At 63.5% G+C, this 26,957-nt stretch carries 28 protein-coding genes; 14 read left to right on the top strand and 14 right to left on the bottom strand.

The annotated features are described in order from the left end of the window. The first annotated feature begins 86 nt into the window (after nt 1-86). Nucleotides 87-320 (top strand): RNA chaperone Hfq, encoded by a 234-nt coding sequence (gene hfq, locus BMX67_RS08710; protein WP_090734139.1) that lies wholly within the window; start codon nt 87-89, stop codon nt 318-320. Then, complete coding sequence (gene hflX, locus BMX67_RS08705; RefSeq protein WP_090734138.1) at nt 321-1,652, top strand: GTPase HflX; 1,332 nt, start codon at nt 321-323, stop codon at nt 1,650-1,652. It abuts the gene before it with no gap. Between the two features lie 74 nt (nt 1,653-1,726). Here hflX and BMX67_RS08700 read toward each other — a convergent pair whose 3' ends face one another. The 11 genes from BMX67_RS08700 to BMX67_RS08650 form a co-directional block, all read right to left on the bottom strand. Further along, on the bottom strand, nt 1,727-2,638 hold the full coding sequence (locus tag BMX67_RS08700) for a carbohydrate kinase family protein (RefSeq protein WP_090734136.1): 912 nt from the start codon (nt 2,636-2,638) through the stop codon (nt 1,727-1,729). 58 nt (nt 2,639-2,696) lie between these two features. Then, the gene (locus tag BMX67_RS08695) at nt 2,697-3,905 is read right to left on the bottom strand and encodes a TFIIB-type zinc ribbon-containing protein (protein WP_090734134.1); all 1,209 of its coding nucleotides are present in this window, start codon (nt 3,903-3,905) and stop codon (nt 2,697-2,699) included. Nucleotides 3,906-3,913: 8 nt separating this feature from the next. Further along, nucleotides 3,914-5,026 (bottom strand): SPFH domain-containing protein, encoded by a 1,113-nt coding sequence (locus BMX67_RS08690; protein ID WP_090734132.1) that lies wholly within the window; start codon nt 5,024-5,026, stop codon nt 3,914-3,916. A gap of 59 nt (nt 5,027-5,085) precedes the next feature. Then, entirely contained in the window at nt 5,086-6,120 is a 1,035-nt protein-coding gene (locus tag BMX67_RS08685) for a DUF2927 domain-containing protein (RefSeq protein ID WP_090734131.1), read from the bottom strand. After that, the gene (locus BMX67_RS08680; RefSeq protein ID WP_090734129.1) at nt 6,120-7,295 is read right to left on the bottom strand and encodes a toxic anion resistance protein; all 1,176 of its coding nucleotides are present in this window, start codon (nt 7,293-7,295) and stop codon (nt 6,120-6,122) included. The genes BMX67_RS08685 and BMX67_RS08680 overlap by 1 nt, the downstream gene beginning before the upstream one ends. Before the next feature lie 172 nt (nt 7,296-7,467). After that, entirely contained in the window at nt 7,468-9,654 is a 2,187-nt protein-coding gene (locus BMX67_RS08675; protein ID WP_090734128.1) for a 3-hydroxyacyl-CoA dehydrogenase NAD-binding domain-containing protein, read from the bottom strand. An 11-nt stretch (nt 9,655-9,665) separates the two neighbouring features. Beyond that, nucleotides 9,666-10,877 (bottom strand): acetyl-CoA C-acetyltransferase, encoded by a 1,212-nt coding sequence (locus BMX67_RS08670; RefSeq protein WP_090734127.1) that lies wholly within the window; start codon nt 10,875-10,877, stop codon nt 9,666-9,668. Beyond that, nucleotides 10,874-11,515, bottom strand: a complete 642-nt coding sequence (locus tag BMX67_RS08665; protein ID WP_090734125.1) for a glutathione S-transferase family protein — start codon at nt 11,513-11,515, stop codon at nt 10,874-10,876. Before BMX67_RS08665 ends, BMX67_RS08670 begins: the two co-directional genes overlap by 4 nt. A gap of 275 nt (nt 11,516-11,790) precedes the next feature. Then, nucleotides 11,791-13,566: an acyl-CoA dehydrogenase C-terminal domain-containing protein gene (locus BMX67_RS08660; RefSeq protein WP_090734124.1), complete on the bottom strand. Its 1,776-nt coding sequence runs from the start codon at nt 13,564-13,566 to the stop codon at nt 11,791-11,793. Between the two features lie 3 nt (nt 13,567-13,569). Then, a complete protein-coding gene (locus BMX67_RS08655; RefSeq protein WP_090734123.1) occupies nt 13,570-13,968 on the bottom strand; it encodes a MerR family transcriptional regulator in 399 nt (132 codons plus the stop codon). Between the two features lie 132 nt (nt 13,969-14,100). Next, nucleotides 14,101-14,481 (bottom strand): MerR family transcriptional regulator, encoded by a 381-nt coding sequence (locus tag BMX67_RS08650; RefSeq protein ID WP_090734122.1) that lies wholly within the window; start codon nt 14,479-14,481, stop codon nt 14,101-14,103. A 140-nt stretch (nt 14,482-14,621) separates the two neighbouring features. On the opposite strand from BMX67_RS08650, the gene BMX67_RS08645 reads away from it, so the two are divergent. The 3 genes from BMX67_RS08645 to BMX67_RS08635 are packed head-to-tail and all read left to right on the top strand — an operon-like array spanning nt 14,622 to nt 16,918. Further along, nucleotides 14,622-15,068 (top strand): PaaI family thioesterase, encoded by a 447-nt coding sequence (locus BMX67_RS08645; RefSeq protein ID WP_411956660.1) that lies wholly within the window; start codon nt 14,622-14,624, stop codon nt 15,066-15,068. Nucleotides 15,069-15,072: 4 nt separating this feature from the next. Beyond that, the gene (locus tag BMX67_RS08640; RefSeq protein ID WP_090734120.1) at nt 15,073-15,576 is read left to right on the top strand and encodes a PaaI family thioesterase; all 504 of its coding nucleotides are present in this window, start codon (nt 15,073-15,075) and stop codon (nt 15,574-15,576) included. A gap of 4 nt (nt 15,577-15,580) precedes the next feature. Further along, nucleotides 15,581-16,918, top strand: coding sequence for an MATE family efflux transporter (locus tag BMX67_RS08635; protein ID WP_090734119.1), 1,338 nt, complete (start codon nt 15,581-15,583; stop codon nt 16,916-16,918). 43 nt (nt 16,919-16,961) lie between these two features. Here the strand turns inward: BMX67_RS08635 and BMX67_RS08630 are convergent, their stop codons facing one another. After that, complete coding sequence (locus BMX67_RS08630; protein ID WP_090734118.1) at nt 16,962-17,279, bottom strand: DUF1476 domain-containing protein; 318 nt, start codon at nt 17,277-17,279, stop codon at nt 16,962-16,964. 126 nt (nt 17,280-17,405) lie between these two features. Here BMX67_RS08630 and purC point away from each other — a divergent pair, with 126 nt between their 5' ends. The 9 genes from purC to BMX67_RS08585 all read left to right on the top strand — a co-directional run bounded on the left by purC (nt 17,406) and on the right by BMX67_RS08585 (nt 25,037). Further along, on the top strand, nt 17,406-18,167 hold the full coding sequence (gene purC / locus BMX67_RS08625) for a phosphoribosylaminoimidazolesuccinocarboxamide synthase (RefSeq protein ID WP_090734406.1): 762 nt from the start codon (nt 17,406-17,408) through the stop codon (nt 18,165-18,167). A 9-nt stretch (nt 18,168-18,176) separates the two neighbouring features. Next, on the top strand, nt 18,177-18,416 hold the full coding sequence (gene purS, locus BMX67_RS08620; protein ID WP_090734116.1) for a phosphoribosylformylglycinamidine synthase subunit PurS: 240 nt from the start codon (nt 18,177-18,179) through the stop codon (nt 18,414-18,416). Between the two features lie 80 nt (nt 18,417-18,496). After that, nucleotides 18,497-19,288 (top strand): ABC transporter ATP-binding protein, encoded by a 792-nt coding sequence (locus BMX67_RS08615; protein WP_090734404.1) that lies wholly within the window; start codon nt 18,497-18,499, stop codon nt 19,286-19,288. Between the two features lie 35 nt (nt 19,289-19,323). Next, nucleotides 19,324-20,049 carry a transporter substrate-binding domain-containing protein gene (locus BMX67_RS08610; RefSeq protein ID WP_090734115.1) on the top strand — a complete coding sequence of 242 codons (726 nt, stop codon included), beginning with the start codon at nt 19,324-19,326 and terminating at the stop codon, nt 20,047-20,049. 52 nt (nt 20,050-20,101) lie between these two features. Next, the gene (locus tag BMX67_RS08605) at nt 20,102-20,980 is read left to right on the top strand and encodes an ABC transporter permease (RefSeq protein ID WP_090734113.1); all 879 of its coding nucleotides are present in this window, start codon (nt 20,102-20,104) and stop codon (nt 20,978-20,980) included. Next, the gene (locus tag BMX67_RS08600) at nt 20,977-21,801 is read left to right on the top strand and encodes an ABC transporter permease (protein WP_090734112.1); all 825 of its coding nucleotides are present in this window, start codon (nt 20,977-20,979) and stop codon (nt 21,799-21,801) included. Before BMX67_RS08605 ends, BMX67_RS08600 begins: the two co-directional genes overlap by 4 nt. Nucleotides 21,802-21,804: 3 nt before the next feature. After that, nucleotides 21,805-23,136: a glutamine synthetase family protein gene (locus BMX67_RS08595; protein ID WP_090734110.1), complete on the top strand. Its 1,332-nt coding sequence runs from the start codon at nt 21,805-21,807 to the stop codon at nt 23,134-23,136. A 71-nt stretch (nt 23,137-23,207) separates the two neighbouring features. Continuing rightward, nucleotides 23,208-23,804 carry a hypothetical protein gene (locus tag BMX67_RS19770; RefSeq protein WP_217645825.1) on the top strand — a complete coding sequence of 199 codons (597 nt, stop codon included), beginning with the start codon at nt 23,208-23,210 and terminating at the stop codon, nt 23,802-23,804. Nucleotides 23,805-23,927: 123 nt separating this feature from the next. Next, nucleotides 23,928-25,037: an FAD-dependent oxidoreductase gene (locus BMX67_RS08585; protein ID WP_175479860.1), complete on the top strand. Its 1,110-nt coding sequence runs from the start codon at nt 23,928-23,930 to the stop codon at nt 25,035-25,037. Nucleotides 25,038-25,046: 9 nt separating this feature from the next. On the opposite strand, the gene BMX67_RS08580 is transcribed toward BMX67_RS08585, so the two are convergent. Both BMX67_RS08580 and BMX67_RS08575 read right to left on the bottom strand, forming a co-directional pair. Then, nucleotides 25,047-25,994 carry an endonuclease/exonuclease/phosphatase family protein gene (locus BMX67_RS08580; RefSeq protein WP_090734108.1) on the bottom strand — a complete coding sequence of 316 codons (948 nt, stop codon included), beginning with the start codon at nt 25,992-25,994 and terminating at the stop codon, nt 25,047-25,049. A gap of 81 nt (nt 25,995-26,075) precedes the next feature. Beyond that, nucleotides 26,076-26,819 carry a cytochrome c biogenesis CcdA family protein gene (locus tag BMX67_RS08575; RefSeq protein ID WP_090734106.1) on the bottom strand — a complete coding sequence of 248 codons (744 nt, stop codon included), beginning with the start codon at nt 26,817-26,819 and terminating at the stop codon, nt 26,076-26,078. Nucleotides 26,820-26,957: the final 138 nt, after the last annotated feature.

Raw genomic sequence — 26,957 nt, 5'->3', positions numbered from 1 at the left:
ACAAGTCCCACGATCTTGCATGGCTGCGCACAGTCGCTTAGATGTGAACATGCAACTTACATAAAACAATGCGGACAGAGCGAAATATGGCCAGCGACAAGCAGAATCTGCAGGACGCATTTTTGAACCACGTCCGCAAGGCCAAGGTTCCCGTCACAATCTTCCTGATCAATGGCGTGAAACTGCAAGGCGTCATTACGTGGTTCGACAATTTCTGCGTGCTTCTGCGCCGTGACGGCCAGTCGCAGCTGGTCTACAAGCATGCGATCAGCACGATCATGCCGGGCCAGCCGATTTCGCTGTATGAAGGCGAGGACTGATTGGCGGAACCTACCTCGACCGAGGCCAAGCCGACACGCGCCTATGTGATCCATCCCGATCTTGGCACTGCCCGGACCCAGCGGCGTGAACCCGAACACGCATTGGCCGAGGCGGTCGCCCTGGCACATGCGTTGCCCGGAATCGACATCGTGGGCGAGGAAGTGGCGCGGCTGCGCGATCCCAATCCCGGCATGCTGTTCGGCAAGGGCAAGCTGGCCGAAATCGGTACGCGACTGACGGCTGTCGAGGCCGAGCTGGTGCTGATCGACGGCCCGGTGACGCCGGTGCAGCAGCGCAATCTGGAAAAGGACTGGGGCGTCAAGCTGCTGGACCGGACCGGGCTGATCCTGGAAATCTTTGCAGACCGTGCGCGGACGCGCGAAGGCGTGTTGCAGGTGGAACTGGCTGCGCTGTCCTATCAGCGCACACGCCTGGTCCGGGCCTGGACCCACCTGGAACGTCAGCGCGGCGGTCTGGGCTTTGTCGGCGGGCCGGGGGAAACCCAGATCGAGGCCGACCGCCGCGCCATCGACGAACAGATGACCCGCCTGCGCCACCAGTTGGAGCGCGTGGTCAAGACGCGCACGCTGCATCGCGCGGCGCGCGCCAAGGTGCCCTATCCGATCGTCGCGCTGGTGGGCTATACCAACGCGGGGAAATCGACGCTGTTCAATCGCATGACCGGGGCCGAGGTGATGGCCAAGGACATGCTGTTTGCGACGCTGGACCCGACCATGCGGGCGATCCGTCTGCCGGACGCGCGGGGCGGGGCGTCGGGGCGCAAGATCATCCTGTCGGACACGGTGGGGTTCATCAGCGATCTGCCGACGGAACTGGTCGCCGCCTTCCGGGCCACGCTGGAAGAGGTCCTGGAAGCGGATCTGATCCTGCATGTGCGCGATATCAGCCACCCCGAAACCGAGGAGCAGGCCGCCGATGTGGCCGAGATCCTGGACAGTCTGGGCGTGGACGAGGATGTCGAACTGATCGAGGTCTGGAACAAGATCGATGCGCTGTCGCCCGATATGCGGGCCGCGCTGCGCCGCACCGATGCCCGCACCGAGGGTGTGCAGGCGGTCAGCGCGCTGTCGGGCGAGGGGCTGGAGGATCTGGTCGCCGCCATCGACGCCCATCTGTCGCGCGCGCTGGACGAGCCGCGCGAGGCTGCCGTGCTTCGGCTTGATTTCAGCGATGGCCGCCGCCGTGCATGGCTGCACGAAGCGGGCGTGGTCGAGCGCGAAGAGGCCGGCGAGGATGGTCTGACCCTGCATCTGCGCTGGACCGCGCGGCAGAAAGCCGGTTTCGAAGCCCTGGATCAGCCGGACGCGTGACGATTGCGTCCCGCGGCGGCCGGGGGGCTTCGCGCCCCCCGGCCCCCCACGGCACTTTATCTGAAATCCTGGCTTCAGGCGGGCATCTCGGACGCCCAGGGCGGGTTCGCACCAGCGCGGGACACGGTCACGGCCGCAGCCTGCGCACCCAGGGTCAGGGCGCTGCGCAGCTGATCCGCCGTGATGCCCGCGATGCCGTCTTTCGACAGCACCCCCTGACGACGCAGACTGGCCAGAACGCCCGCGTTGAACGTGTCACCCGCGCCGATCGTGTCGGCCACGGTCACGCGAACGGCGGGGGCGTTGACGGTTTCGCCGGCCCAATAGGCATGCGCCCCGGCCGCGCCGCCGGTTTGAAGCACGATGCGGGGGCCCATCTGCAGCACTTTGCGTGCCGCATCGGCCAGATCCAGAGCCGGAAACAGCCATTCGAAATCATCCGCCGACAGTTTTACGATATCTGCCATCGGCAGCAGCCGGTTCAGGCGCGCGCGATAGCTGTCGGGATCGGTGATGAAGAAAGGCCGGATATTGGGATCCAGCATGACGGGCAGGCGGTGGTGATTGCGCTGGATCAGCGACTCGATCGCGCCGCCGCAGGGATCGGGAACAAGGCTGATGCCCCCGGCAAAGATGGCCTGCACATCCCCGGGAAGCTCGGGAATGTCGTTTTGCGACAGCATTCGCCCGGCCGAGCCTTCGTCATAGAAGGAATAGCGCGCCTCTCCGCCGGTCAGGGTGACCAACGCCAGCGTGGTCAGCCGGTCGGATCGCGGGCAGAGATCGGTATTCACCCCGGCCTCGATCAGCGGGCGCAGCAGAATCTCACCGAACGGGTCGCGGCTGATCGGCCAAAGATAGGCTGTCGGTTCGCCCAGCCGGCCCAAGGCGACGGTGGTGTTATAGACTGCGCCGCCGGCCAGCGGGCGAAAGGCGCCATCCTCGGGCACCATGTCGATAAGCGATTCTCCTGCGCACAAGATCATTGGCGTCCCCCTTCGCATAGGCTCGGCGCGCGTCCCCGGGCGGGGCGGGCCGATGAAATTACCCTGTCACCCTGGCCAGATACAGCATCGCCGCTAGCGCTACCAGTCCGGCGATCACGGCCAGCGCGATTTTCCAGGCCGAGTAGGGTCGCTCACCCTGCACCCGCCCGGACTGTCCATTGACGAGAAAGCGGTAGCTTTCGCCGTTATATCGATAGGCTGCCGTCCAGATCGGCAGCAGGATATGCTTGAACGTCTCATCGCGATAGTCGGTGTCGATGTGATCGACACGCTGTTCGTCGCCGCCGATGTCGCGCCGCGCGTCGTTCAGGATCACGCCCGCCATCTGTTCGCGGGCGATCCGGTGGCCCTGTTCCAGCGGGATGGTATAGCCCTCGGCCTCGAACCCGGACAGGTAGTCGGGCCGATAGGGACGCAGATGCGACAGGTCCCACGGTGTCAGCCCGTCCGAGAACCTGCGCGGCAGCGAAGCCGAGGCCAGAACCAGAACATCATTGAAACGACGCGCGACGCGGCCCGCGGCCGGACGCCAGCGGATGCGCCGCACCTTCTGCGCGACACGTTTGCTGCGGCCATTGACCTGCCGCGTGACATGGACCGTTTCGTAATAGGCATCGCCGCGCTGACCGCGATAGTCCGACCGGGTGGCCGCGTCGAAGGTCCAGAAGGGGGAATAGACGCCCGTCATCTTGCGGCCGCGCCGGGCGTAATCCAGCAAGCCCGAGGGCGCGAACCACAGCCCGCCCAGCCAATCCTCCATCGCGGCGTGGGCCTGTTCCTCGGTCAGGCGAAAGGGCAGCACGCCCTGCGGTTTGATCCGGCGGGTGGTGCCGGTATCGGTGACGACGGGCGTGGCGCAGAAGGGGCATTGGCTGGCGTGGTGATCGTCGTCCAGATCCAGCCGCGCGCCGCAATTTGGGCAGGACAACGTGCGCACATCCTGCGCGATATCGGGATCGTCGCGATCCAGCCGCAGCCCCTTCTGCAACGGGATCTCGGCCAGATCACCGGCCTTGTGACCCGCGTCCCATTGCAGGGCGCGACCGGTTTCGGGGTCGCGCAGGATCAGCGCCTCGGCCTCGGCACCGCCGCGCGACTGGCGGGCAGGGGCGCGGGCCGCACCCTTGCCGATCTGCTGGTCATGGCCGCAATAGTCGCAATGCAGCATGTCCTGACCGGGTGCGAAACGCAGGCTGGCGCCGCAGTTTTCGCAGGGATAGCGGTATTCGCTTGGCGGCGTCGGCATCGGGCGGATCAGCCGGGCAGGGGCGGCGGCATCATGGTGAACAGCTGCGCCAGTTCGGGAACGTCATCGGCGGGCAGCCAACCGTCCTGTCCGGGCGTCCAGACCAATGTGTCGCGGGCAAAGCTGCCGTCGGCGACCATGCGGCCCAGATGACCGCGGCCAAACGGCCCCTGGGCCGCGCCACCGATGGCGACATGCCAGACCGTTTCGACCTGCTTGCCGGGCAGCGGCGGCGGCGCGGCCGGGGCGGCGGCCCGTGGCGCGGCACCCCAAGGGCCGGGGCGGGTCATGCCCATGCCCATCGCGGCGCCCATCGCCGCCCCCATGCCTGCGCCCGCGCCACCGCTGTTCTGGCTGGCATTCAGCATCGCCTCGCTTGCGGCATATTGTTGAAAGCGGTCCAGATCGCCCAGGATTCCCATCGAACTGCGCTTGTCCAACATCTTTTCGACGGCTTCGGGCAGGCTGATATTCTCGATATAGAATTCGGGGATGGTCAGGCCGTATTCGCGGATCACGGGCTCGATCCCCTTGGCCAGCATGCGGCCCAGCTGATCTGTATTGGCGGCCATGTCCAGAACCGGGATCCCGGCCCCGGCGATCAGGCGCGAAAATTCCTGCACGATCACGTTGCGCAGCTGAAAGCTGATTTCGTCGCGGGTGAATTCGCCATCGGTGCCGACGATTTCGGACATGAAGCGCGCAGGCTCGGTCACGCGCATCGAATAGGTGCCGAAGGCGCGAAGGCGGACGGGCCCGAATTCGGGATCGCGCAGGATGATCGGATTTTTGGTGCCCCATTTCAGATCGTTGAAACGGGTCGTGTTCACGAAATAGATTTCCGATTTGAACGGGCTGCGGAACCCGTGATCCCAATGCTGCAATCGGGTCAGCACCGGCATGTTGTTGGTTTCCAGAAGGTAAAGACCCGGACCAAAGACATCGGCCAGCTGCCCTTCATGGACAAAGACGGCGGCCTGACCTTCGCGGACGGTCAGCTTGGCCCCGTATTTGATCGCATGTCCCAGCGTGTCAAAGCGCCAGACCATCGTGTCGCGGGTGTCGTCGGTCCATTCGATGATCTCGATGAACTCGCCGCCCAGAATGTCGAAAATTCCCATCACTCTCTCCTTGCCGCGCCGGTGACGGTCAGACGATAGCCTTGGCTGCGGGCGCAGGTCTAGGTCTGGCTTGGCAGCAATTCGCGGGCGATCTGTCGCACGATGGGTGTCGCCTCGGCCTCGGACATGCCGGGTTGCAGGCGCGGGTCGTAAAGGATCTGCAACAGCAGTTCGTCATGGCGGGTCAGCAGCGCGAATTCCTCGTCGTCATTGAAGATCGAGGGGCGGACCTGCGGGCTGTCATTGGCCAGGCCCAACCCCTGGGCAAGTTCCTCGTGGATGCAGGACAGGCGCAGCAGGGGGGGCAATTCCGCCCGGATCACCGCGACGGCCTGCGCATAGCGGTCGCCATTGCCGCGCGAATAGGCAAAGACCGTGCACATGTTCGAGGGCGAAAGGTCCCGCAGCGCGGCCACGTCGCCCGACGGCAGATCGGGCACCATCCGCGCCAGAGGGGCGTCGATCTGGCGGCGGTCATCCTCGTTCAGGACCATGACGAGGAAATTCCCCTTGCCGCCCGACAGCGCGACATCATGGCCGCTGATCCGGCCCAGCCGCCCGGCATAGGTCGCAACTTCGTCCCGCACGCGGGCTTGCGCCGCCCGGTCGGCCGAGTTCCCGAAATGCAACTGGATGCGCACGGGGTCCTGCCAGCGCCGCAGGGGTGATGCCTGCTGTGACCCCGACAGCCGGCCGCCGCCCTTCAGGTCATATTCGCTGCGCAGCGCGATGCGGATGAAGTTCTGGGCCAATTGCTCGGCGTCGATCGGCGCATCCTGCGGGATCCGGTCGCGCCGCAGCCGACCCTGCGACAGCAGGCGCGATTCGACACGGGAATAATATTCCTGCTGGACCAGGCTGCTGGTGCTGGGCGTGGTGGCGGCGGCGGCTGCGTTGATGGCGCGGTTCCGTTCGGCGCGTGCTTTGCGGATCTGGGCCTGATCGGGGGCATCCGTGGCCAGATCGTCGGGGCGCTGGATCGGCGGGGGCACCAGTTCGATGCCCCCGGATGTGTCGGGGGTGCATGCGGTCAACGCCAGCAGGGCCAGCAGGGAAATGGCGCCAAGGCCATGGAGGGGCGACCGCGTCCGCATCAGGCCGGCTTTGGCGTCGAATTGTCGCGCCGGGCCGAGGCGGCGGCCAGCGTGTCGCGCAATTCGACCTCCATCCGGTTCAGATCCTCTTCGGCGGCGGCGCGGCGGGCCTTGCCCTCATCGGCGATGCGCAGCGAATCCTCGATCGTGGCGATCAGTTCGGCATTGGCGGTGCGGACGGCCTCGATATCAAAAACGCCGCGTTCGGTCTGGGTGCGGATCTGGGCATTGGCCTGACGCAGGTTTTCCGCGTTGCGGGTCAGCAGGTCATTGGTCAGATCGCTGGCCTCCTTGACCGCGCGGGCGGCCTCGGCGCTGCGCTGGATGGTGACGGCCTGCGCCAGCTGCGTTTCCCACAGCGGCACCGTGTTCACCAGCGTCGAGTTGATCTTGGTGACCAGCGACTTGTCGTTTTCCTGAACCAGCCGGATCGAGGGCAGCGATTGCATGGTGACCTGACGGGTCAACTTCAGGTCATGGACACGGCGCTCCAGATCGTCGCGCAGCGCCCGCAGATCACGCAGTTCCTGCGCCTCCATCACCTGATCGCCCGATGCCGTCGCCTCGACCTCTTTGACCTTGGCGGGGATTACGTCGCTGTCCAGTTGACGCAGCTTTTCCTCGCCCGCGGCGATATACAGTGCCAGTTCGTCGTAAAAGTTCAGCGTGCGTTCATAAAGAACGTCCAGCGATTTGATATCCTTCAGCAATCGCTGTTCGTGCCCTTCCAGATCCGAGCTGATGCGGTCGATCTGGGTCTGCACCTTTTCATAATTCGCAACGAATTTCGCGAAAGGCGCGGCCCGGCCCAGCAGCTTTTCCCACCAGCTGCGGGTGCGGCGCACATCCAGTTCACTGACCGAAAAGCCGCGGATGGTGGTCACGACATCGCGCAGGCTCTCACCTGCGGGGCCGACATCCTTGCTCTGCACATCGGCCAGCATCTTCTGGCTGATTTCCTGCAAGCCCGATTGCGCCCGCGCGCCGAATCCCACGACCGAGCCGGAATCGGACAGGTTGATTTCATCCATCCGCTTGCGGATTTCCTCGCCAAGGGCGGGGTCGCTGCTGGTGGCGGTGACGGGCTGGGTGTCAGGTTCGGGCAGGACGACCGAGGTAACCTGTTCGATATCCTTCACGGCTGCTTCGGCACGGCGTTTGGTTTCGTCGGTCACGGCGATGTCCCTTTTTGGCTTCTTCGGATCGCCACGCCTCGGCACGTGGCCTTGTCGCATCGCAGAATAAGCTGATTTTGCGACAGTTCAACGGAAGAGGGGGGCGAAAGTTTCGCCCCCCTTGATCCTGACAGCGTCAGGTGTGTTCAATTTGCTGCAATTGCGCCGTGGATCAGGCGGCCTGCGCCTTGCTGCCAAAGCGGCCATAGAAGCTTTCGCCCTTCTCGGCCATCTCGCGCAGCAGCGCCGGGGCCTTGAAGCGGTCGCCGTGGCGTTCGGTCAGGCCGTCGCAGATTTCCACCGCGTGGGCGGCGCCCAGCATGTCCAGCCAGCCGAAGGGGCCGCCCGACCAGGGCGCGAAGCCCCAGCCCAGGATCGCGCCGACATCGCCTTCGCGGATATCCTCCAGCACGCCCGATTCCAGCGCGCGCACGGCCTCCAGCGTCTGGGCGAACATCAGGCGGTGCTGCACCTCGGTCAGTTCCGGCTGATCGTCCGCCTGCGGATAGCGGGCGTCCAGTTCCGCCCACAGGCCCTGGCGCTTGCCCTTCTCGTCATAGTCGTAGAAGCCCGCATTTGCCTTGCGGCCCATGCGGCCCGCATCGGCCATGGCAAAGATCACCTCGTCCACCGCACCGTCGGGATAGGCGTCGCCCATTGCCGCGCGGGTGGCCTTGGCGATCTTGACGCCCAGGTCGATGCTGGTTTCGTCCACCAGTTGCAGCGGGCCAAGGGGCATCCCCATCATCTTGGCGGCATTCTCGATCAGGGTCGGGTTCACACCCTCGCCGACCATGCGGATGCCTTCGTTGATATAGGGGATGATGCAGCGGTTGGCATAGAAGAACCGTTCATCATTGACCACGATGGGCGTCTTGCGGATCTGGCGCACGAAATCCAGCGCCTTGGCGACGGCGCGGGGACCGGTCTCGCGGCCCTTGATGATCTCGACCAGCAGCATCTTGTCCACCGGGCTGAAGAAGTGGATGCCGATGAACTGCTCGGGGCGGCTGCTGGCGCGGGCCAGGTCGCTGATCGGCAGGGTCGAGGTATTGGTCGCGAAGATCGCGTCCTCGGGGATCACGGCCTCGGCCTTCTTCGTGACCTCGGCCTTGACGGACGGATCCTCGAAAACGGCTTCCACGATCAGGTCGCAGCCCTTCAGCGCGTCGTAATCGGTCGTGGCGGTGATGCGGCCCAGCACCTCGGCCTTCTTCTCCTCGGTCGATTTCTTGCGGCTGATGGCCTTGTCCAGCAGCCCTTCGGAATAGGCCTTGCCCTTGTCGGCGCTTGCCTGCGCCGCGTCGATCAGCACGACCTCGATGCCGGCCATCGCGCTGACATAGGCGATGCCCGCGCCCATCATGCCCGCGCCCAGGATGCCGACCTTGCGGACGGTCTGATCGGGGGCCTCGGGGCGGTTCGCGCCTTTTTCCAGGGCTTCCTTGTTGATGAACAGGCTGCGGATCATCGCGCTGCTCGACGGGTTCATCAGCACGTTGGTGAACCAGCGGGCCTCGATCTTCAGCGCCTGGTCAAAGGGCACCATCGCGCCCTCATAGACCGCCGACAGCAGCGCCTTGGCCGCCGGATAGACGCCCATCGTCTTGCCGTGGATCATCGCGGATGCGCCGACGAAGGTCATGAAGCCCGCGGGGTGGAAGGGCTCGCCCCCCGGCATCTTGTAGCCCTTGGCGTCCCAGGGCTTGACGATGTCGGCATCCGAGGCGGCCAGCACCCATTCGCGGGCGGCGGTCAGCGGATCCTCGGAGACCTCGTCGATCAGGCCGGCGGCCTTGGCCTTTTTCGGGTCCGACAGCTTGCCCTCCAGCAGGAAGGGGGCGGCGGCCATCGCGCCCAGCTTGCGGGCAAGGCGGGTGGTGCCGCCCGCGCCGGGGAAGATGCCGACCATGATTTCCGGCAGGCCGATCTTGGCCTTGGCATTGTCGGCGGCAAAGATGCGATGCGTCGCCAGCGGCAGTTCAAGACCGATGCCAAGCGCGGTGCCGGGCAGGGCGGCGGCGATGGGCTTGCCGCCCTTCTTGGTCTTGTGGTCCATGCCCGCCAGCTCGATCTTGCGCAGCAGGTGGTGCAGGCCCATCACGCCGTCGAACACGCCCTGCGCGCCACCGGCCTCTCGCATGCCGGCGATGACGTTCAGGTCCATCCCGGCGGCGAAATCCTTCTTGCCGCTGGTGATGACGATGCCCTTGACGGCATCGTCGGCCAGCGCGTCGTCGATCAGGTCGCTGAGGGTGTTCGCGCCCTCCATCGACAGCACGTTCATGGATTTGCCCTGAACGTCCCAGGTGATGATCGCGGCGCCGTCGGCGCCCTTTTCCATCGTGAAATCGGTCATGGTCTGATCCCTCACACGCGTTCGATGATGGTGGCCGCGCCCATACCGGACGCGATGCACAGGGTCGCCAGACCCACGTTCTTGTCCTGACGCTCCAGCTCGTCCAGCAGGGTGCCGATGATGATCGCGCCCGTCGCGCCAAGCGGATGGCCCATGGCGATTGCGCCGCCATTGACATTCACCTTGGCCGGATCGACCTGGAAGGCCTGCATGAAGCGCAGCACGACCGATGCGAAGGCCTCGTTCACCTCGAACAGGTCGATATCGCCGATGGACATGCCGCTGTCGCGCAGGATCTTCTCGGTCACGGGGACGGGGCCGGTCAGCATGATCGTGGGATCGGTGCCGATCTTGGCGGTGGACCGGATGCGGGCGCGGGGCTTCAGGCCGTGGGCCTTGCCGAACTCCTCGTTCCCGATCAGCACGGCGGCGGCGCCGTCCACGATGCCGCTGCTGTTGCCCGCGTGGTGGATGTGGTCGATGGCGGACAGGTGCGGGTATTTCAGCATCGCCACCTTGTCGAAGCCGGGCATCATCTCGCCCATCTCCTTGAAGGCTGGCTTCAGCTTGGCCAGATCGTCGATCGTCGTGCCGGGGCGCATGTATTCGTCGCGGTCAAGGATCGTCAGGCCGTTCTGGTCGATGACCGGAACGATGGACTTGTCGAAGCGGCCCTCCTGCCAAGCCTGCGCGGCGCGGCGCTGGCTTTCCAGTGCCAGGGCGTCGGCCTGGTCGCGGTCGAAGCCGTATTCGGTCGCGATGATGTCGGCGCTGATGCCCTGCGGCACGAAATAGGACTTCATCGCAAGGCTGGGATCGACCGCGATGGCCGCCCCGTCGCTGCCCATGGCGACGCGGCCCATCATCTCGACCCCGCCGGCGATATAGGCGCTGCCCGCGCCACCCTTGATCTGGTTGGCGGCCAGGTTCACGGCCTCCATCCCCGATGCGCAGAAGCGGTTGATCGACAGGCCCGGAATGCGCTCGTCCAGGTCGGATGCCAGAACCGCGCTGCGCGCAAGGCAGCCGCCCTGTTCCTTGACCTGGGTGACATTGCCCCAGATCACGTCCTCGACCGCGTGACCTTCCAGATTGTTGCGTTCCTTGACCGCGTTCAGCAGGCGCGCGGACAGCGCCAGCGACGTGACCTCGTGCAGGCTGCCATCGGGGCGGCCCTTGCCGCGCGGCGTGCGGGCGGCGTCATAGATGAATACGTCGGTCATATGTCCTCCTCGGTCGCCCGGTCGGATGGATTGCCGGGCATCAGATCATAGGGGTGTTTCCAGCCGGGCAGGGCGGCGATGCCGTCCAGCCAGCGGTTGATATGCGTCCATTCGGCGCGCTCGAAGCCGAAGGGCTCGGGATAATAGAGGTAACCGCACAGCGCGAAATCGGCGATGGTCGGCCCGCCCGGGGCCACCCAGTCGCGATCCGCCAGATGGGCGTCCAGCACCTTCAGCGCCGTCAACATGCGGCCCTGCAGGAATTCGGCGGCGCCCGCGGGGCGCTTGTTCTGCGGCAAGAAGTTCAGCAGAAACCGGGCTGGTCCGGCTTGTGCCGAAACCTTGTGATTGTCGAACATCAGCCAGCGAAGCGTTTCGTTGCGGTCGGTGCCCCAGAACATGTCATGCGTATCCGCCAGATACATCTGGATCACCGCCGACTGAGACAATGTCAGGGTGTTATCGCGAAACACCGGAACCTCGCCCATGTCATTCAAGGCACGGAATTCATCCGTTCTGGTTTCGCCATTGAAGAAGTCCACATAGACCGGGTCCCAATCATGACCAGTCATCTGTAGCGTCAGCGCCGCCTTGTAGGCATTGCCGGATTCACCAAAGCACCAAAGTTGCGCGGTCATGTATCCTCCTGGAACGCCGGGGGGCTTCGCGCCCCCCGGACCCCCCGCGGGGTATTGGAGCAAAGAAGAAGCGTATTAACCAGTTCTTCAGGAATTCGCTTCTAGACTGTCGGCACGGTACAGGCTGGGGAGCCGATGACCGTCAAAGGAGAAGTCGCCCCGGTCTGTTGACGGACATCGTCTGACCTGCTTGCTGGGCAGGAGAGGCCGGGGCGCATTCCGCTTCTTCTTTGTGAAAATACCCATACTGGTACCTCAGCCAAAGACAGGACGGCTCAGAAGGCTTCTGCGTCCAGATCCATCACCGGCGCGGCGCCGGACTGGATGCGGGCCAGATGCGTCGCGGTCATCGGCAGCTGTCGCTTCATGTAGTAACGACCGGTCGCCAGTTTCGTTTGCAGGAAGTCGGTATCGCCATCGCCCGCGTCAAGCCCGGCCTGCGCCGCGACTGCCATCTTGGCCCACATAAGCCCCAGCGAGACGTGACCGAACAGATGCATGAAGTCGTAGCTTCCCGACAGCGCGTCATTGGGGTTTTTCATCCCGTTCTGCATGAAGTACATGCCGGCGGCCTGAAGGTCCTTCGAGGCGGTTTTCAACGGTTCGATGAAATCGGCGGTCAGGGCGTCAGTGGCGCCATGTTCCTTGCAGAAGGCCTTGACCATCTCGAAGAAGGCCATGACGTGCTTGCCGCCATCCTGGGCCAATTTGCGGCCGACCAGATCCAATGCCTGAACGCCGTTGGCGCCTTCGTAGATCATCGTGATGCGGGCATCGCGGACGAACTGGCTCATGCCATGTTCTTCGATATAGCCATGTCCGCCATAGACCTGCTGCGCCAGGACCGTGGTGTCAAAGCCCTTGTCGGTCAGGAAGCCCTTGATCACCGGGGTCAGCAGCGAGATCAGCCCTTCGGCCGCCTCGTCACCCTGATTGGCACGGTCGATCTGGTGGGCGCCCCACATGGTCAGCATCCTGGCGCCTTCCAGGAAGGATTTCTGGTCCATCAGGCTGCGGCGGATATCGGGATGTACGATCAGCGGATCTGCCGCCGCCGACGGGTTCTGCGCACCGGTCACGGCGCGACCCTGCAAGCGGTCCTTGGCATAGGCAACGGCGTTCTGATAGGCTGGGATTGCGCAGGCATAGCCTTGCAGGCCAACGCCCAGCCGCGCTTCGTTCATCATGGTGAACATGGCGCGCATGCCCTTGTGCAGATCGCCCAGCAGCCAGCCTTTCGCGCCGTCATAGTTCATGACGCAGGTGGCATTGCCGTGAATGCCCATCTTTTCTTCCAGATTGCCGACCGAGACGCCATTGGCGTCGCCAAGCGAGCCGTCGTCATTGACCAGGTATTTGGGCACGATGAACAGGCTGATGCCCTTGGTCCCCTCGCCGCCGCCGGGTGCCTTGGCCAGAACCAGATGGATGACATTCTCGGCCAGGTCGTGGTCGCCGGCGGAAATGAAGATCTTCTGGCCGGTGATCAGATAGCTGCCATCATCTTGCGGTTCGGCCTTGGTGCGCAGCATGCCCAGATCGGTGCCGCAATGCGGTTCCGTCAGGTTCATGGTGCCGGTCCAGTCGCAGCTGACCATCTTGGGCAGATATTTCGCCTTTTGCTCATCCGTGCCATGGGCGTGGATTGCCGAATAGGCGCCGTGGGTCAGGCCCTGGTACATGTTGAAGGCCATGTTCGCGCTGACGAACATCTCGCCGGTGGCGACGCCCAGCAGATAGGGCATGCCCTGACCGCCATATTCGGGGTCACAATCCAGCGCGGTCCAGCCGCCTTCCTTCACCGCCTCGAACGCCTTGTCGAAGCCGTCCGGGGTGCGCACGACGCCATTTTCCAGGCGGCAGCCCTGCTGGTCGCCCACGATGTTCAGCGGGGCCAGAACTTCGGAGGCCAGCTTGCCCGCGGCGTCCAGCACGGCCTTGGTAAAGTCGCGATCCAGTTCGTCATGACCGGGCAGGCCGCTTTGGGCCACGTTCAGCACGTCATGCAGCGCGAATTGCAGGTCTTTGATCGGGGGCGTGTAGATCGGCATGGCTTATCCTGAAATCTTGTTTCCGGTCCCGGCAGGCAGTCGGCTTTCGGCTTCGGCAAGCTGCTGGCGCAGCTCGACGATGGCCTCTTCAAGTTCGGCATACTGGCGTTCCATGTCGGCCAGACGTTCGCGCCCGATCTGGATCGTGGCGGCGATCTGGGTCTGGTTCGTTCCGCCGGGCTCGTAGAGTTCAAGCAATTGGCGGATCTGCTCCAGGCTGAAGCCGAAACGCTTGCCGCGAAGGATCAGGGTCAGTCGTGCACGATCCCGACGGTCATACAGCCGATGCTGGCCGCGACGTTGGGGAAATATCAGTTCACGCGCCTCGTAGAAGCGCAGCGTGCGTGGGGTGACACTGAACGCATCGCACATTTCGCGAATGGTCATCAGCTGCTCGGACATGGATCGCGGTTCCTCCTCACTCACCGGCTGTCGTCCTAGATAGCCATATAGGTGAAAGTTGACGCGAACGTAAGCGAGACGCGGCGTCACGGAAAGCTTTGCCAAGCCTTTCCGCCACGTCACATTGCGCCATTAATCTATGTCATTCAACTCTTTCACGGTCGTCTCGCGCAGGGCCTGCAACTCATCGCGGGCCGATTGCAGATCCTGGATCTGTTCGTCCAGTTTTTCCAGTTGCCGCGCGGCCAGATCCAGCCAGACCTCGTATTGTTCGCGCGATCCCTTCTGTTCGTAGATCAGCAGCCATTGGCGCAGTTCCTCGAGGGAAAAGCCGAAACGGCGGCCCCGCAGAATCAGGGTCATACGGGCGATTTCGCGCGGACCGTAAAAGCGCGCGCGGCCTTCCTTATGCGGGGTCAGCAGTTCGATATATTCATAATAGCGCAACGTGCGCGGGGTGACGTCGAACCTTGCGCACATTTCCTTGAAGCTGATCAGCTGATCGTCGGGCATACGCCTCTCCTCGAACTCGACTAGACAAAAGGCTAGCGCGTCGCTGCGCGGTTCTCAACCGGATCGCGGGGCAAGATCATGCTTGAGGCGGGCGGCCTTCGCCGGATAAGCCTTTGATGAACCCCGGACAGGAGGCGCGGATGATGGATCGGAAACCCGACGATATGAGCGATGACGACTTCGTGCGGCTTGCCCAGCAATTCATCGAGGCGATGCCACATGCGCTGGCGTTGCAGATGAAGGTCGAATCGCTGGGTGACGGGCGTTCGGTCATCTCGATGCCCTGGGCCGAACATCTGGTCGGCGATCCGCGCACGGGCGTCATTCATGGCGGGGTCGTGTCGGCCCTGATGGATACATCCTGCGGGGCGGCCGTGATGGCGCATGGCATCCGACCGCGTTCGACCGCGACGATAGACTTGCGGATCGACTACATGCGGGCGGCGACGCCGCGGCAGCGGATCACCGCGCGGGCCGAGTGCTATCACATGACGCGCAGCGTGGCGTTCGTGCGGGCGGTTGCGCTGGACGAGGACAGCGACAACCCGGTGGCCTCGGCGACCGGTGCCTTCACGGTGGAAAGGTAAGGGGATGGCCATGAACCGCAACGAACCGCTGGACCAGATCAAGCAGCGCCGCGATTCGGCGCTGAAGGCGTTGATGGCGGCCGTGCCCTACATGAACTGGCTGAATATCCAGTTCGACCGGCGCGGGGATGAACTGACCGCTGTTCTGCCCTTTGACCGGAAACTGATCGGCAACCAGATGCTGCCCGCGATTCATGGCGGGGTCACGGCGGCCTTTCTGGAAATGACCGCGATCATCGAACTGTCCTGGACCGCCCTGTGGGAGGACCTGGAATCGGGGCGGATCGCGCCGGATGTTGCCGTTCCCGACAGCCTGCCGCGCCTGCCTAAGACCATTGATTTCACGGTCGATTATCTGCGCAGCGGGCTGCCGCGCGATGCCTATGCGCGGGCGCGCGTCGTGCGCTCGGGGCGGCGCTATGCCAGTGTCCATGTCGAGGCGTGGCAGGACAACCGCACCAAGCTGATGGCGCAGGCGACCGGCCATTTCCTGATGCGGCAAAACTAGGGCGATGCAGGGGCAGGCCGTGCCACTGACCCATCGGCGGGTGCTGAACATCGCGCTGCCGATCGTGCTGTCGAATGCGACCATTCCCCTGCTGGGGCTGGTCGATACCGGTGTCGTCGGTCAGCTTGGCCGGGCCGAGCCGATTGGCGCGGTGGGGATTGGCGCGGTGATCCTGACCTCGGTCTACTGGATCTTCGGGTTTCTGCGCATGGGAACATCCGGGCTGGTGGCGCAAAGCCACGGCGCGGGTGACGGCCCAGAGGTCGGGGCGCATCTGTTGCGCGGCCTGGCCATCGCCGGTATCGCCGGGCTGGCCTTCATCCTGTTGCAGATCCCCATATTCTGGGCCGCATTCAACATCGCGCCCGCCTCGGCCGGGGTCGAGGCGCTGGCCCGCGATTACCTGACCATCCGCATCTGGGGCGCACCTGCCACGATCGCGCTTTATGCCATCACCGGATGGCTGATCGCGATCGAGCGGACCCGCGCGGTGCTGGCGTTGCAGGTCTTGCAGAACGGGTTGAATGTCGGGCTGGATATCCTGTTCGTGCTGGGCCTTGGTCTTGGGGTCACGGGTGTCGCCTGGGCCACGTTGATCGCGGAATGGGGCGGGCTGTTGTTGGGCCTGTATCTGGCGCGGCACGCGCTGCGGGCGGCAATCGCCGCGGCCCGCAATGCGGCGACGTTGTTTGCCGCGGACAAGCTGAACCGGATGATGCGGGTCAATGGCGATATCATGATCCGCTCGGTCCTGTTGCAGGCCAGCTTTACCAGCTTTCTGTTTCTGGGCGCGGCGCAGGGCGATGTGACGCTGGCGGCCAATCAGGTGTTGGTGCAGTTCCTGTCGATCACGGCCTTCGCGCTGGATGGTTTTGCCTTTGCCGCCGAAAGCCTTGTGGGGCAGGCGGTGGGCGCGCGACATCCGGGGCAGGTGCGCCGCGCCTCGATCCTGACCTCGCAATGGGGTGTGGCGGGGGCGGTGCTGCTGGGCGTCCTGTTCTGGGCGTTGGGCGGGGCAATCATCGACCTGCTGACCACCGCGCCCGATGTCCGGTCCGAGGCGCGCAACTACCTGATCTGGATGGGGTTCGCGCCGCTGATCGGGATCGCAAGCTGGATGTTCGACGGCATCTTCATCGGGGCGACCCTGACCCGCGACATGCGCGTGGCGATGCTGCAATCGGTGGCGGTCTATGTTCTGGCGGTGGTGATCCTGCCGCCTTTCTGGGGCAATCACGGTCTGTGGGCCGCGCTGATGATCCTGAATGCGATGCGTGGCGTGACCATGGCGCGGCGCTATTCCCGCGCCGAAATTGCGGCGCAACCGGGCGATCGGGCATGAAAAAAGGGGCCCTGTGGCCCCTTTCGCGGTCGTCAGGGGCCAATCACTCGGCCTCGTTGATGACCTGATCGCGGGCGACGTCGCGCAGTTCGGCCATCTTGGCGCGGATGGTGGCGGCATCGGCCTTGCCTTCCAGATCCGAGGCCAGCTTGCGATAGACATCCTCTTCGCCCGGCTCTTCGAAATCCGAGGTGACCACCGTCATCGCATAGGCGCGGGCATCGTCGCCCTGCTTGCCCAGAATCCCGGCCGCCCATTCGCCCAACAAACGGTTGCGCCGCGCCTCGGCCTTGAAGCGCAGGTCTTCATCATGTGCAAACTTGGCCTCATAGGCGCGCTCGCGATCGTCAAAGGTGGTCATCTTTGGCCTCCTGTTAGGGTTACTTTTTGGTAGTCCATAGCCGCGCCTGGCCGCAAGCCTTATTGCCCCTGCGGCCCTTTCTGGGATAAGGCCCGATGCAGTCAGATGCAGAAGGACGGCGAAGCCATGGCCCCGCGGCGCAAGAAAATCTACGAAGGCAAAGCAAAGATCCTGTATGAAGGCACCGAACCGGGGACCCTGGTTCAGTACTTCAAAGACGATGCGACCGCCTTCAACGCGCAGAAGAAGGCGACGATCGAGGGCAAGGGCGTGCTGAACAACCGCCTGTCCGAATTCTTCATGCAGGGCCTGACGAATATCGGCGTGCCGAACCACTTCATCCGCCGCATCAACATGCGCGAACAGCTGATCCGCCAGGTCGAGATCGTGCCGCTGGAAGTGATCGTGCGCAATTTCGCTGCCGGTTCACTGTCCAAGCGCCTTGGTCTGGAAGAGGGCACGATGCTGCCCCGTCCCATCGTTGAATACAGCTTCAAGAATGACGAGCTGGGCGATCCGATGGTCTCCGAGGAATATATCATCGCCTTCGGCTGGGCCACGCAGCAGGATCTGGACGACATCGTCAGCCTGGCGCTGCGCGTGAACGACTTCCTGTCGGGCGTGTTCTATGGCGCGGGCATCAAGCTGATCGATTTCAAGATCGAGATCGGGCGCGTCTGGGACAACGATTTCATGCGCCTGATCGTCGCCGACGAGATCAGCCCCGACAGCTGCCGGCTGTGGGACGTCAAGACCGGTCAGAAGCTGGACAAGGACGTGTTCCGCCGCGATCTGGGCGATCTGACCGACGCCTATACCGAGGTCGCCCGCCGGTTGGGCCTGATGCCCGCCAACACGACCAGCCTGAAACCGACCGCGATCAACTGAGAGGCCGCCATGAAAGCTCTTGTCACCATCATGCTGAAAGACGGCGTTCTGGACCCGCAGGGCGAGGCGATCCGCCACGCCCTGGGCGGCCTGGGCCACAAGGGGGTCGGCGGTGTCCGTCAGGGCAAGCTGATCGAGCTTGACCTGGACGCGACCGATGCCGAGGCCGCAAAGGCCGAAGTGACGCGGATGTGCGAAGGCCTGCTGGCCAATACCGTGATTGAAAAATACAGCATCGAAATCGCCTGACGTTGCGTCAGGGGCTTTCCGCGCCGGAACGGGCGCGGGAAGCCGTTGCAAAATGCGGGCAATTGTCGCCCAATGTGACGATGAACAATCCGAATAACGATAGCGCCGCCCCGGTGATCCAGATCAGGGACCTGCACAAGGCCTATGGCCAGCTTGAGGTTCTGAAAGGCGTGTCGATGACCGCGCCGCGCGGCCATGTCATCAGCCTGATCGGCAGTTCCGGTTCGGGCAAATCGACCCTGCTGCGCTGCTGCAACCTTCTGGAAAACAGTCAGTCGGGCGAGATCCTGTTCGATGGCGAGGCCGTGCGCTGGCGCGGGCAGGGTGGCGATCGCCATCCCGCCGACCGTGCCCAGGTCACCCGGTTCCGCACCAATCTGTCGATGGTGTTCCAGCAGTTCAATCTGTGGTCGCATATGTCGATCCTGCAGAACGTGATGGAGGCGCCGGTCACCGTGCTGGGCCAGAACCGGGCCGAGGTCGAGGCCCGCGCCCGCGACCTGCTTTCTAAGGTCGGCATCGGCGACAAATGCGACGCCTGGCCGGCCCAGCTGTCGGGCGGCCAGCAACAGCGTGCCGCCATCGCGCGGGCGCTGTGCATGCAGCCCAAGGCGTTGTTGTTCGATGAACCGACCAGCGCGCTGGACCCCGAATTGCAGCAAGAGGTGGTCAGGGTCATCAAGGATCTGGCCGCCGAACACCGCACCATGATCATCGTCACGCATGACATGCGCCTTGCCGCGGATGTCAGCGATCATGTCGTGTTCCTGCATCAGGGGCTGATCTGTGAAGAGGGGCCGCCGGACCGGATCTTCGGCGCCCCGCAGACAGAACGTCTGCAACAATTTCTCAGCGCGACCATGGCCGCCTGAGGATAGATAATAAAAATCCAACAGGAGAATACCGAATGAAGAAACTGGTTCTTTCCGCTGCCGCGCTGGCCCTGACCGCCGGCATGGGTCTGGCAGACACGGTGCGTCTGGGCACCGAGGGCGCCTATCCTCCGTTCAACTTCATCAACGACAATGGCGAGGTTGACGGCTACGAACGCGAATTGGGCGACGAGTTGTGCAAGCGCGCCGGCCTGGAATGCACCTGGGTCACGAATGACTGGGATTCGATCATCCCGAACCTCGTGTCCGGCAATTACGACACCATCCTGGCCGGGATGAGCATTACCCCCGAACGTGAAGAAGTCATCGCCTTCAGTCAGAACTACACCCCGCCCGCAGACAGCGCCTATGTCGCGCTGTCGGCAGATGCCGATATCGAAAACGGCGTGGTCGCCGCGCAGACCGGCACCATTCAGGCAGGCCATGTTGCCGAAACCGGCGCGACGCTGCTTGAATTCGCCACCGGTGATGAAACCATCGCCGCCGTCAAGAACGGCGAAGCCGACGCCGTCTTTGCCGACAAGGATTTTCTTGCACCTTCGGTCGCGGAATCGGGCGGTGAACTGACCTTCGTGGCCGATCCGGTCGCGCTTGGCGGTGGCATCGGCATCGGCATGCGCCAATCTGATACCGAACTGAAGGCGAAGTTCGATGAAGCCATCCAGTCGATGAAGGACGATGGCAGCATCAACGAGATGATCAAGAAATGGTTTGGCGAAGACGCCAAGGTCTTTGAATAAATCAGGACAAGGCCCTGTCCGGATGTGATCCGGGCAGGGCGGACAAGACCCGATGTTCAGTCAATGTGCCGATCCGAAAGCCCTTGAAGGGCTGAACTGGCTTATGTGCTATCTCAGCTCGGGAAAGCACCTGCTGTTCTATGCAAGCTTTGGTACGGTGCTGTTGCTGCTGGCCATTACCGCGCCGATTGCGTTGTTGTTCGGCTTTGGCGGGGCCATGGCCTCGCGGTCGCGGGTCGCGCCGCTGCGCTGGTTCGGCAAGATCTATACCGCCATGGTGCGCGGCGTTCCCGATATCGTCTTTTTCTTGTTCGTTCCGATCGCGCTGGATCAGGGGATCGAGTGGACGCGCAATTGGGTCCTGTGTGACGACCCGGTATCGCCGTGGCAGGGCAATGAATTTCTGGTCTGTCAGGCGGCCAAGATGCCGCTGTCATCCAGTCCGCAATGGGTTCACGAAGCCTATGGCTTTGGCCTTGCCGTGATCGCCTTTGCCATCGTCTTCGGTGCCTTTGCCGCGAATGTTCTTTACGGGGCGATGCAGGCGGTGCCGCGCGCACAGCTGGAAACCGCCGAGGCCTATGGCATGAGCCAGCGTCAGGTGAACCGCCGTGTGCTGATCCCGCAGATGTGGACCTATGCGATTCCGGGGCTGTCGAACCTGTGGATGATCCTGATCAAGGCCACGCCACTGCTGTTCCTGCTGGGCATCGAGGATATCGTCTATTGGGCCCGCGATCTGGGCGGTGCCAAGACCCAGACCTTCAGCTATCCGCATCCGGATTGGCGGCTTTACTACTTCCTGGGCATTCTTGTGTTCTATCTGCTGATGACATGGCTGTCTGAAAAGGTGATCGCACGCCTGACCCGGCGGCTGTCGGCCGGGCAGGCGACCATGGCGGGCGAGGCCCTGCGCAAGGGGGCAGCATGACCTGTGCGGAAACCTTTTACGCCTATGCGCTGCGGTCCCTTGGTATCGGCGAACGCCTGCTGCCACGCAGCGATTTCGATCTGTGCCAGCAATTCGTTCTGATCGGCTCGGGTCTGATCTGGAACATCTATTTCGCCGCCTGTGCCCTGCTGATCGGCTTTTTCCTGGCGACCGGGCTGGCCTTGGCCAAGGCCAGCGGCAACGCCTGGCTGCGCAAGCCGGCGCAGGGCTTCATCTTCCTGTTCCGCGGCAGCCCGCTGTTCATCCAGTTCTTTCTGGCCTACGAGGCGCTGGTCCTGCTGCCGCGCGCGGGGATCGAGCTGTTCGGCCTGACCGTCGCGACCAGCTGGCTGACAAAGGCCTGGGCCGGGGCGCTGATCGTGCTGATCCTGAACACCGCCGCCTATTCGGCGCAGATCTTTCACGGCGCGCTGATGTCGGTGCCCAAGGGCGATCTTGAGGCGGCCGACGCCTATGGTCTGACGGGCTGGGCGCGCTTTCGCCGCGTGGTCTGGCCGACGATGCTGCGGCTGGCATGGCCGTCCTATACCAATGAGGCGATCTTTCTGTTCCACGCGACGACGCTGGTATATTTCTCGGGCTTTCCGGCGTTCCAGCAGCGCGGCGATGCGCTGTATTACGCGAACTATTTCGCCGACAAGACCTTTAACCCCTTCGTCGCCTATCCGATTGTTGCGGGCTACTTTATTCTGTGCACATTGGTGCTGATCGGGCTGTTCGGCGTCGCAAACCGACGCCTGAACCGCCACATTCCAGGCGCGGTCAAGAAACTGAGATATCGCCCGCAACTTGTGAGATAAGACATGGACTGGCTGAGAGAGCACCCCGATGTGCGCACGATCCGCGTGGCCGCTGCCGATCTGAACGGCGTCGCCCGGGGCAAGCGCGTTCCGGCGCGCTTTGCACAGAAACTGTCGGAAGAGGGCACCAAGTTCCCGTTCTCGGTCCTCAATCTTGATATCTGGGGCGAGGATATCGAAAACAGCCCGCTGGTCTTTGAATCCGGCGACCCGGACGGTCTTCTGATGCCGACCGAACGTGGTTTTCTGCCGATGCCGTGGCTGGACGCGCCGACCGGACTGTTACCCCTGTGGATGTTCCACCCCGACGGCCGCCCCTATGAGGGGGATCCGCGTCAGGCGCTGGCCCGCGTCGTCGATCGCTACAAGGCCGCCGATCTGGTGCCCGTCGTCGCGACCGAGCTGGAGTTCTTTCTGATCGACGATTCCGGCCGAACCCTGCGCGTGCCGCCCAGTCCGCGTTCGGGCAAGCGCCGCACCGGCGGCGAGGTTCTGTCATTGCGCGCGCTGGACGCATTCGATCAGTTCTTCACCACCCTTTATGACGCCTGCGAGATGATGGACATCCCCGCAGATACCTCGATTTCCGAGGCCGGGCCGGGGCAGTTCGAAATCAATCTGATGCATCAGGCCGATCCGTTGAAAGCCGCCGACGATACCTGGCTGTTCAAGATGCTGGTCAAGGGGATCGCCCGCAATTACGGCTTTGCGGCCAGCTTCATGGCGAAGCCCTACGAGGCGTGGCCCGGCAACGGCATGCATATGCATTTTTCGATCCTGACCAAGGATGGCCGCAACATCTTTGATGATGGTGGCGAAATGGGCACCGACGCGCTGCGCCATGCCGTTGCAGGATGTCTCAGGGCGATGCCGGGATCGACGCTGCTGTTTGCCCCGCACGAAAATTCTTACGATAGACTTGTCCCCAATGCCCACGCGCCGACCGGCATCGGCTGGGCCTATGAAAACCGCACGGCGGCGATCCGCATCCCGTCATCCGGCCCCAAGGCGCGTCGGATCGAACATCGCGTGGCCGGTGGCGATGTGAACCCCTATCTGACCGTCGCCGCCATTCTCGGTGCGGCGCTGAACGGGATCGAGGACAAGCTTCAGGCCCCGGCCCCGTTCAAGGGCAACGCCTATGATCAGCAGCTTGCGCAATTGCCCGGTGATTGGGGCGCCGCGATCGAGGCCTTTGACACATGCCCCGATATCCGTCGCATCTTTCCCGAACATCTGGTCGACAACTACCTGATGACCAAGCGGCAAGAACTTCACTACATGGCGGAACTGTCCGACGAAGAGACCGTCGAACTGTATCTCGATACCGTCTGATTTGATACATCAAGCATAAAACTGCCATTCGGGCGGCTTTTTTGCCATTCTGCAACGATATAATTGCCATTTTGACCAACGGTTCTCCTTTCGATGATTATATTTCAATGGGTTGGTCAAGACCGGTTTATCGTTGCTCCTTACAGGATCTACCGCCTTCGCTGCCTCGCCTCGCCATTGACCGGACATCGCTGGATATTGTCGAGGCTGTCCGCCAGCTTGCGCGAATTGCCGGCGACGATATCATCGCGGGCGTTCTGAACCGGAACGGTCTTGCCAGCGGAAACGGCAACCGCTGGACCAGGGAGCGCGTCACGGCACTGCGGTCCTACTGCAAGATTCCGGTATTCAAACCCGATCCCGGCGGCCTTGAACCCTGGCTCAACCTCTCCAGCGCGTCCAGGCTGCTCGGGGTGGCCCAAAAATGTTGCGGTTGGCAGCGGAGCCAGGTGAAATCGAGGCGGATCATCCGCTTGCCGACGGGCCAAGGGTATTCGAGCGCGCGGAACTGCCAGAAACGGCGTCCCAACAACTCGGGAAACGGGCGCAGAAAAACCCCAAACACCCCGCGGCATCGCACCCGGACCAGCAAAACCTATTCCCTTCAACCGGATAGAAAGATGGGCGCAATGAAGCAAAGTTTTGGAAGGCCATCCAGTCGCCGATGACTCGCGTTGCGTGCTTTCGAAGCGATACTGCTGTAACCATCCGGTGAAGCGGGTCGTGGTCGGTTGTGATGGACCTCGCGCCACCATATTTCCAGCCCGGTAATTCTGCTGCAGGAGAGCCGTTTGTCTGATCCCGACGCCAGATCACGTCGCATTCTGTTGCTGGGGGCCGGGCATGCGAATCTGTTGGCGTTGCCGATCCTGCGCCGGGAATTGCCGCAGGCGCGGATCGTGCTGATCGAGCCGGGGCGGCAGGCGACCTATTCAGGCATGTTTCCGGGCTTTGTCGCGGGGCACTATCGGGCGGATGATCTGGCGGTTGATCTCGCGGCTTTTGCCGCGCGTTATGATGTGGATCTGATCCGGGGGCGCGTTGTGGGGCTTGATCCCGCCGGGCGTGTCGCCCGCGTTGCGGTTGAGGGCGGCGAGAGGCAGATGGTTTATGACGTCGCCGCGCTGGATATCGGCAGCCACAGCGGCATGCCGGGCCTTCCGGGTTTCGATGCGCATGCCGTGGCGGTCAAGCCCCTTGGGGATTTTGTCACCCGTTTCGCGGCATTCTCCGATCGGGATGCGTCGGATCGTCCGGTCGTCGTTATCGGTGGCGGGGTCGCGGGAACCGAGACGGCGCTGGCGCTGGCGCATCGGCAGCGCGGCCGGGTTACACTGATCGAGGCCGGGGCCCGCATCGTGCCGGGGGTGTCTGCCCGCACGCGACGGCGGATCCAGGCCGCCTTGTTGCGCGCCGGGATCACCACCGTCACCGCAGATCCGGTCACGCGCGTTCTGGCCGATTCCGTCCTGTTGCAAAGCGGGGCGCGGATCGACAGCGCCTTCACCGTGGGGATTGCGGGCGCCAGGGCGCATGGCTGGTTGGCGCGTGATCTGCCATGCGATGAGGCGGGCTTTGTCACCGTGACACCAAGGCTGCAGGTTTCGGGGTTCCCCTCGCTTTTCGCAGCGGGGGATTGTGCATCCATGCCCTTCGCGCCACGCCCCAAGGCGGGTGTGTTCGCGGTGCGGCAAGGGCCGGTCATGGCCCGGAACATGGCTGCGTTCCTGCGCGGTGACGCGCTGACCGATTACTGCCCGCAGCGCGACTACCTGAAGATCATCTCGCTTGGCCAGCGGATCGCGGTGGCCGAATGGTATGGTCTGACCTTGCATGGTCGGTGGCTGTGGCGATGGAAGGACCGCATCGACCGGTCCTTCATGGCCCGGTTCAAGGGCTGACCACGGGGCTTAGTTCGGCAGATTTCGGCAGTCGGCATGGGTCGATGGCAGGCCGACATGGAATTGCGCCAGCACCGGATAGTGATCGCTTGGCCAGACATTGCCGGGCTTCTCGCGGATCGCAACGGGGCGGGCATCCAGCCGGATCTTGCAATCATGCAGCACATGGTCGATGGCCCCGAACAGGTTCAGCCCCCGGTTCAGATGATAGGTCGCCCCCCGCGCAGGGGTCAGCGCCAGTCCGGTTTCGCGCAGGATCCCGGCCGTCCGGCTGCCGGCCATAGCGTTCAGATCGCCCACCAGCACGACACGCTCGTCCGCCTGAAGCCAGGGGGACAGGCGTTCGGCGACAAGCGCGGCCGAGGCAAGCCGGTTTCCCGCGCTGCTGTAATCGAAATGGACATTCACCACGCGCAGGCGTTCGCCGGTCTCGCGATCCTCGAACCATGCCCAGGATGCGAAGGCGGGGTACGATCCGTTGAAGGTGCGCGAATAGATGACATCGGGGGTGTCCGAAAAGAAGAACCAGCCCTGATCCAGCAGGTTCAGACGTTCGGGGCGATACAAGATGGGTTGGGTCGTCGGAAAGCTGCGCCAGTCGCCGCTGGCCGCGACGGCAAAGTCGGGCATCGTGGCCAGCAGGTGATCCCGCGCAAGATTGACCGACCCATCGCCGCCGCGTTGAAAGCTTTCCATTTCCTGAAAGGCGATCAGATCTGCGTCCAGGGGGCGAAGAACCGCGGTCAGCGCATCTTTCCTGCGCTCCCATCCCGCGACAGACCAGGGGCCGTCGGGGGCATTCAACAGGATGTAATGCGTATTCATGCTGACCAGCCGCAATGCGCCGGGAACAGGATCGGGCCGGGGCGACCCGCGACTGTTCCAAAGCTGCGTGACCAGCAGTGCCAAGGCCACGACGACGATCACGCCCAGAACCGCGCGCAGGATCAGGCGCATGACATGATCAGCGGTAACAGGGTCCGTGCGACGGTCATCAGCATCTCCGATCGTGAAGGCATCCGGTCCCCCGAAGTCCGGTCAGCCCAATTGTCCCAGCGCCGGAAAGGCTTCGAGAAGCCAGAACGAGATCGCCGAAAGCCAGCCGGTCAGCAGCATGATGCCGACGATCAGCAGCAGCGCGCCCATCAGTCGCTCGATGGTTTTCAGATGCGGTTTGATGCGGTTCATCACGCCGATGGCGCGGTTGATGAAAATCGCGGCCAGCAGAAACGGAATGCCCAGACCCAGCGCATAGACCGCCAGCAATGCCGTGCCGCGCGACACCTCGCCACCGGTGGCGGCAAGCGACAGGATCATGCCCAGCTGTGGCCCGATGCAGGGGGTCCAGCCAAAGGCGAAGGCGAGGCCCAGGAAATAGGCGCCGAACGCGCCGCCATCCTGTTTGCCGGCATTCAACCGTGCCTCTTGGTCAAGGATCGGGATGCGGATGACATGCAGGAAGTGCAGGGCCATGACGATCACCATCACACCTGCGATCTTTGACAGAAGGTCTTGATATTGCAGGAAAGCCCGCCCAAACGCCGACGCCGCGAACCCCATCACCAGAAAGACTGTCGATAGGCCCAGAACGAAAAAGATCGCGGGCAGGACCGCGCTGCGCTCTTTTGTTTTCAGACCGTTCACGTTCACGCCGGTCATATAGGCCAGATAGGGTGGCACGATGGGCAGGACGCAGGGCGACAGGAAGGACAGAAGGCCCGCCAGCATCGCGACAAGGGCGGCAGGCAGAAAGGCGGCGGCGGCTAGATCGATTCCCAACATGCCGCGACCTTAGCGATTGGCGCGGGCAAGGGTAGCCATGCACCGCTCACAGCTTCGTGGGGCAGGGTCGGATCGGTGTCACGGACATATCGAACAAATTTATGTGCCCCAGGCGGCTTGCCTCAATCGGTAGTAGCG

This window comes from Paracoccus homiensis, from assembly GCF_900111675.1.
Taxonomy (GTDB): domain Bacteria; phylum Pseudomonadota; class Alphaproteobacteria; order Rhodobacterales; family Rhodobacteraceae; genus Paracoccus; species Paracoccus homiensis.
The sequence above is the reverse complement of the archived record's forward strand: the minus strand, read 5'-3'. Positions and strand labels throughout refer to the sequence as shown.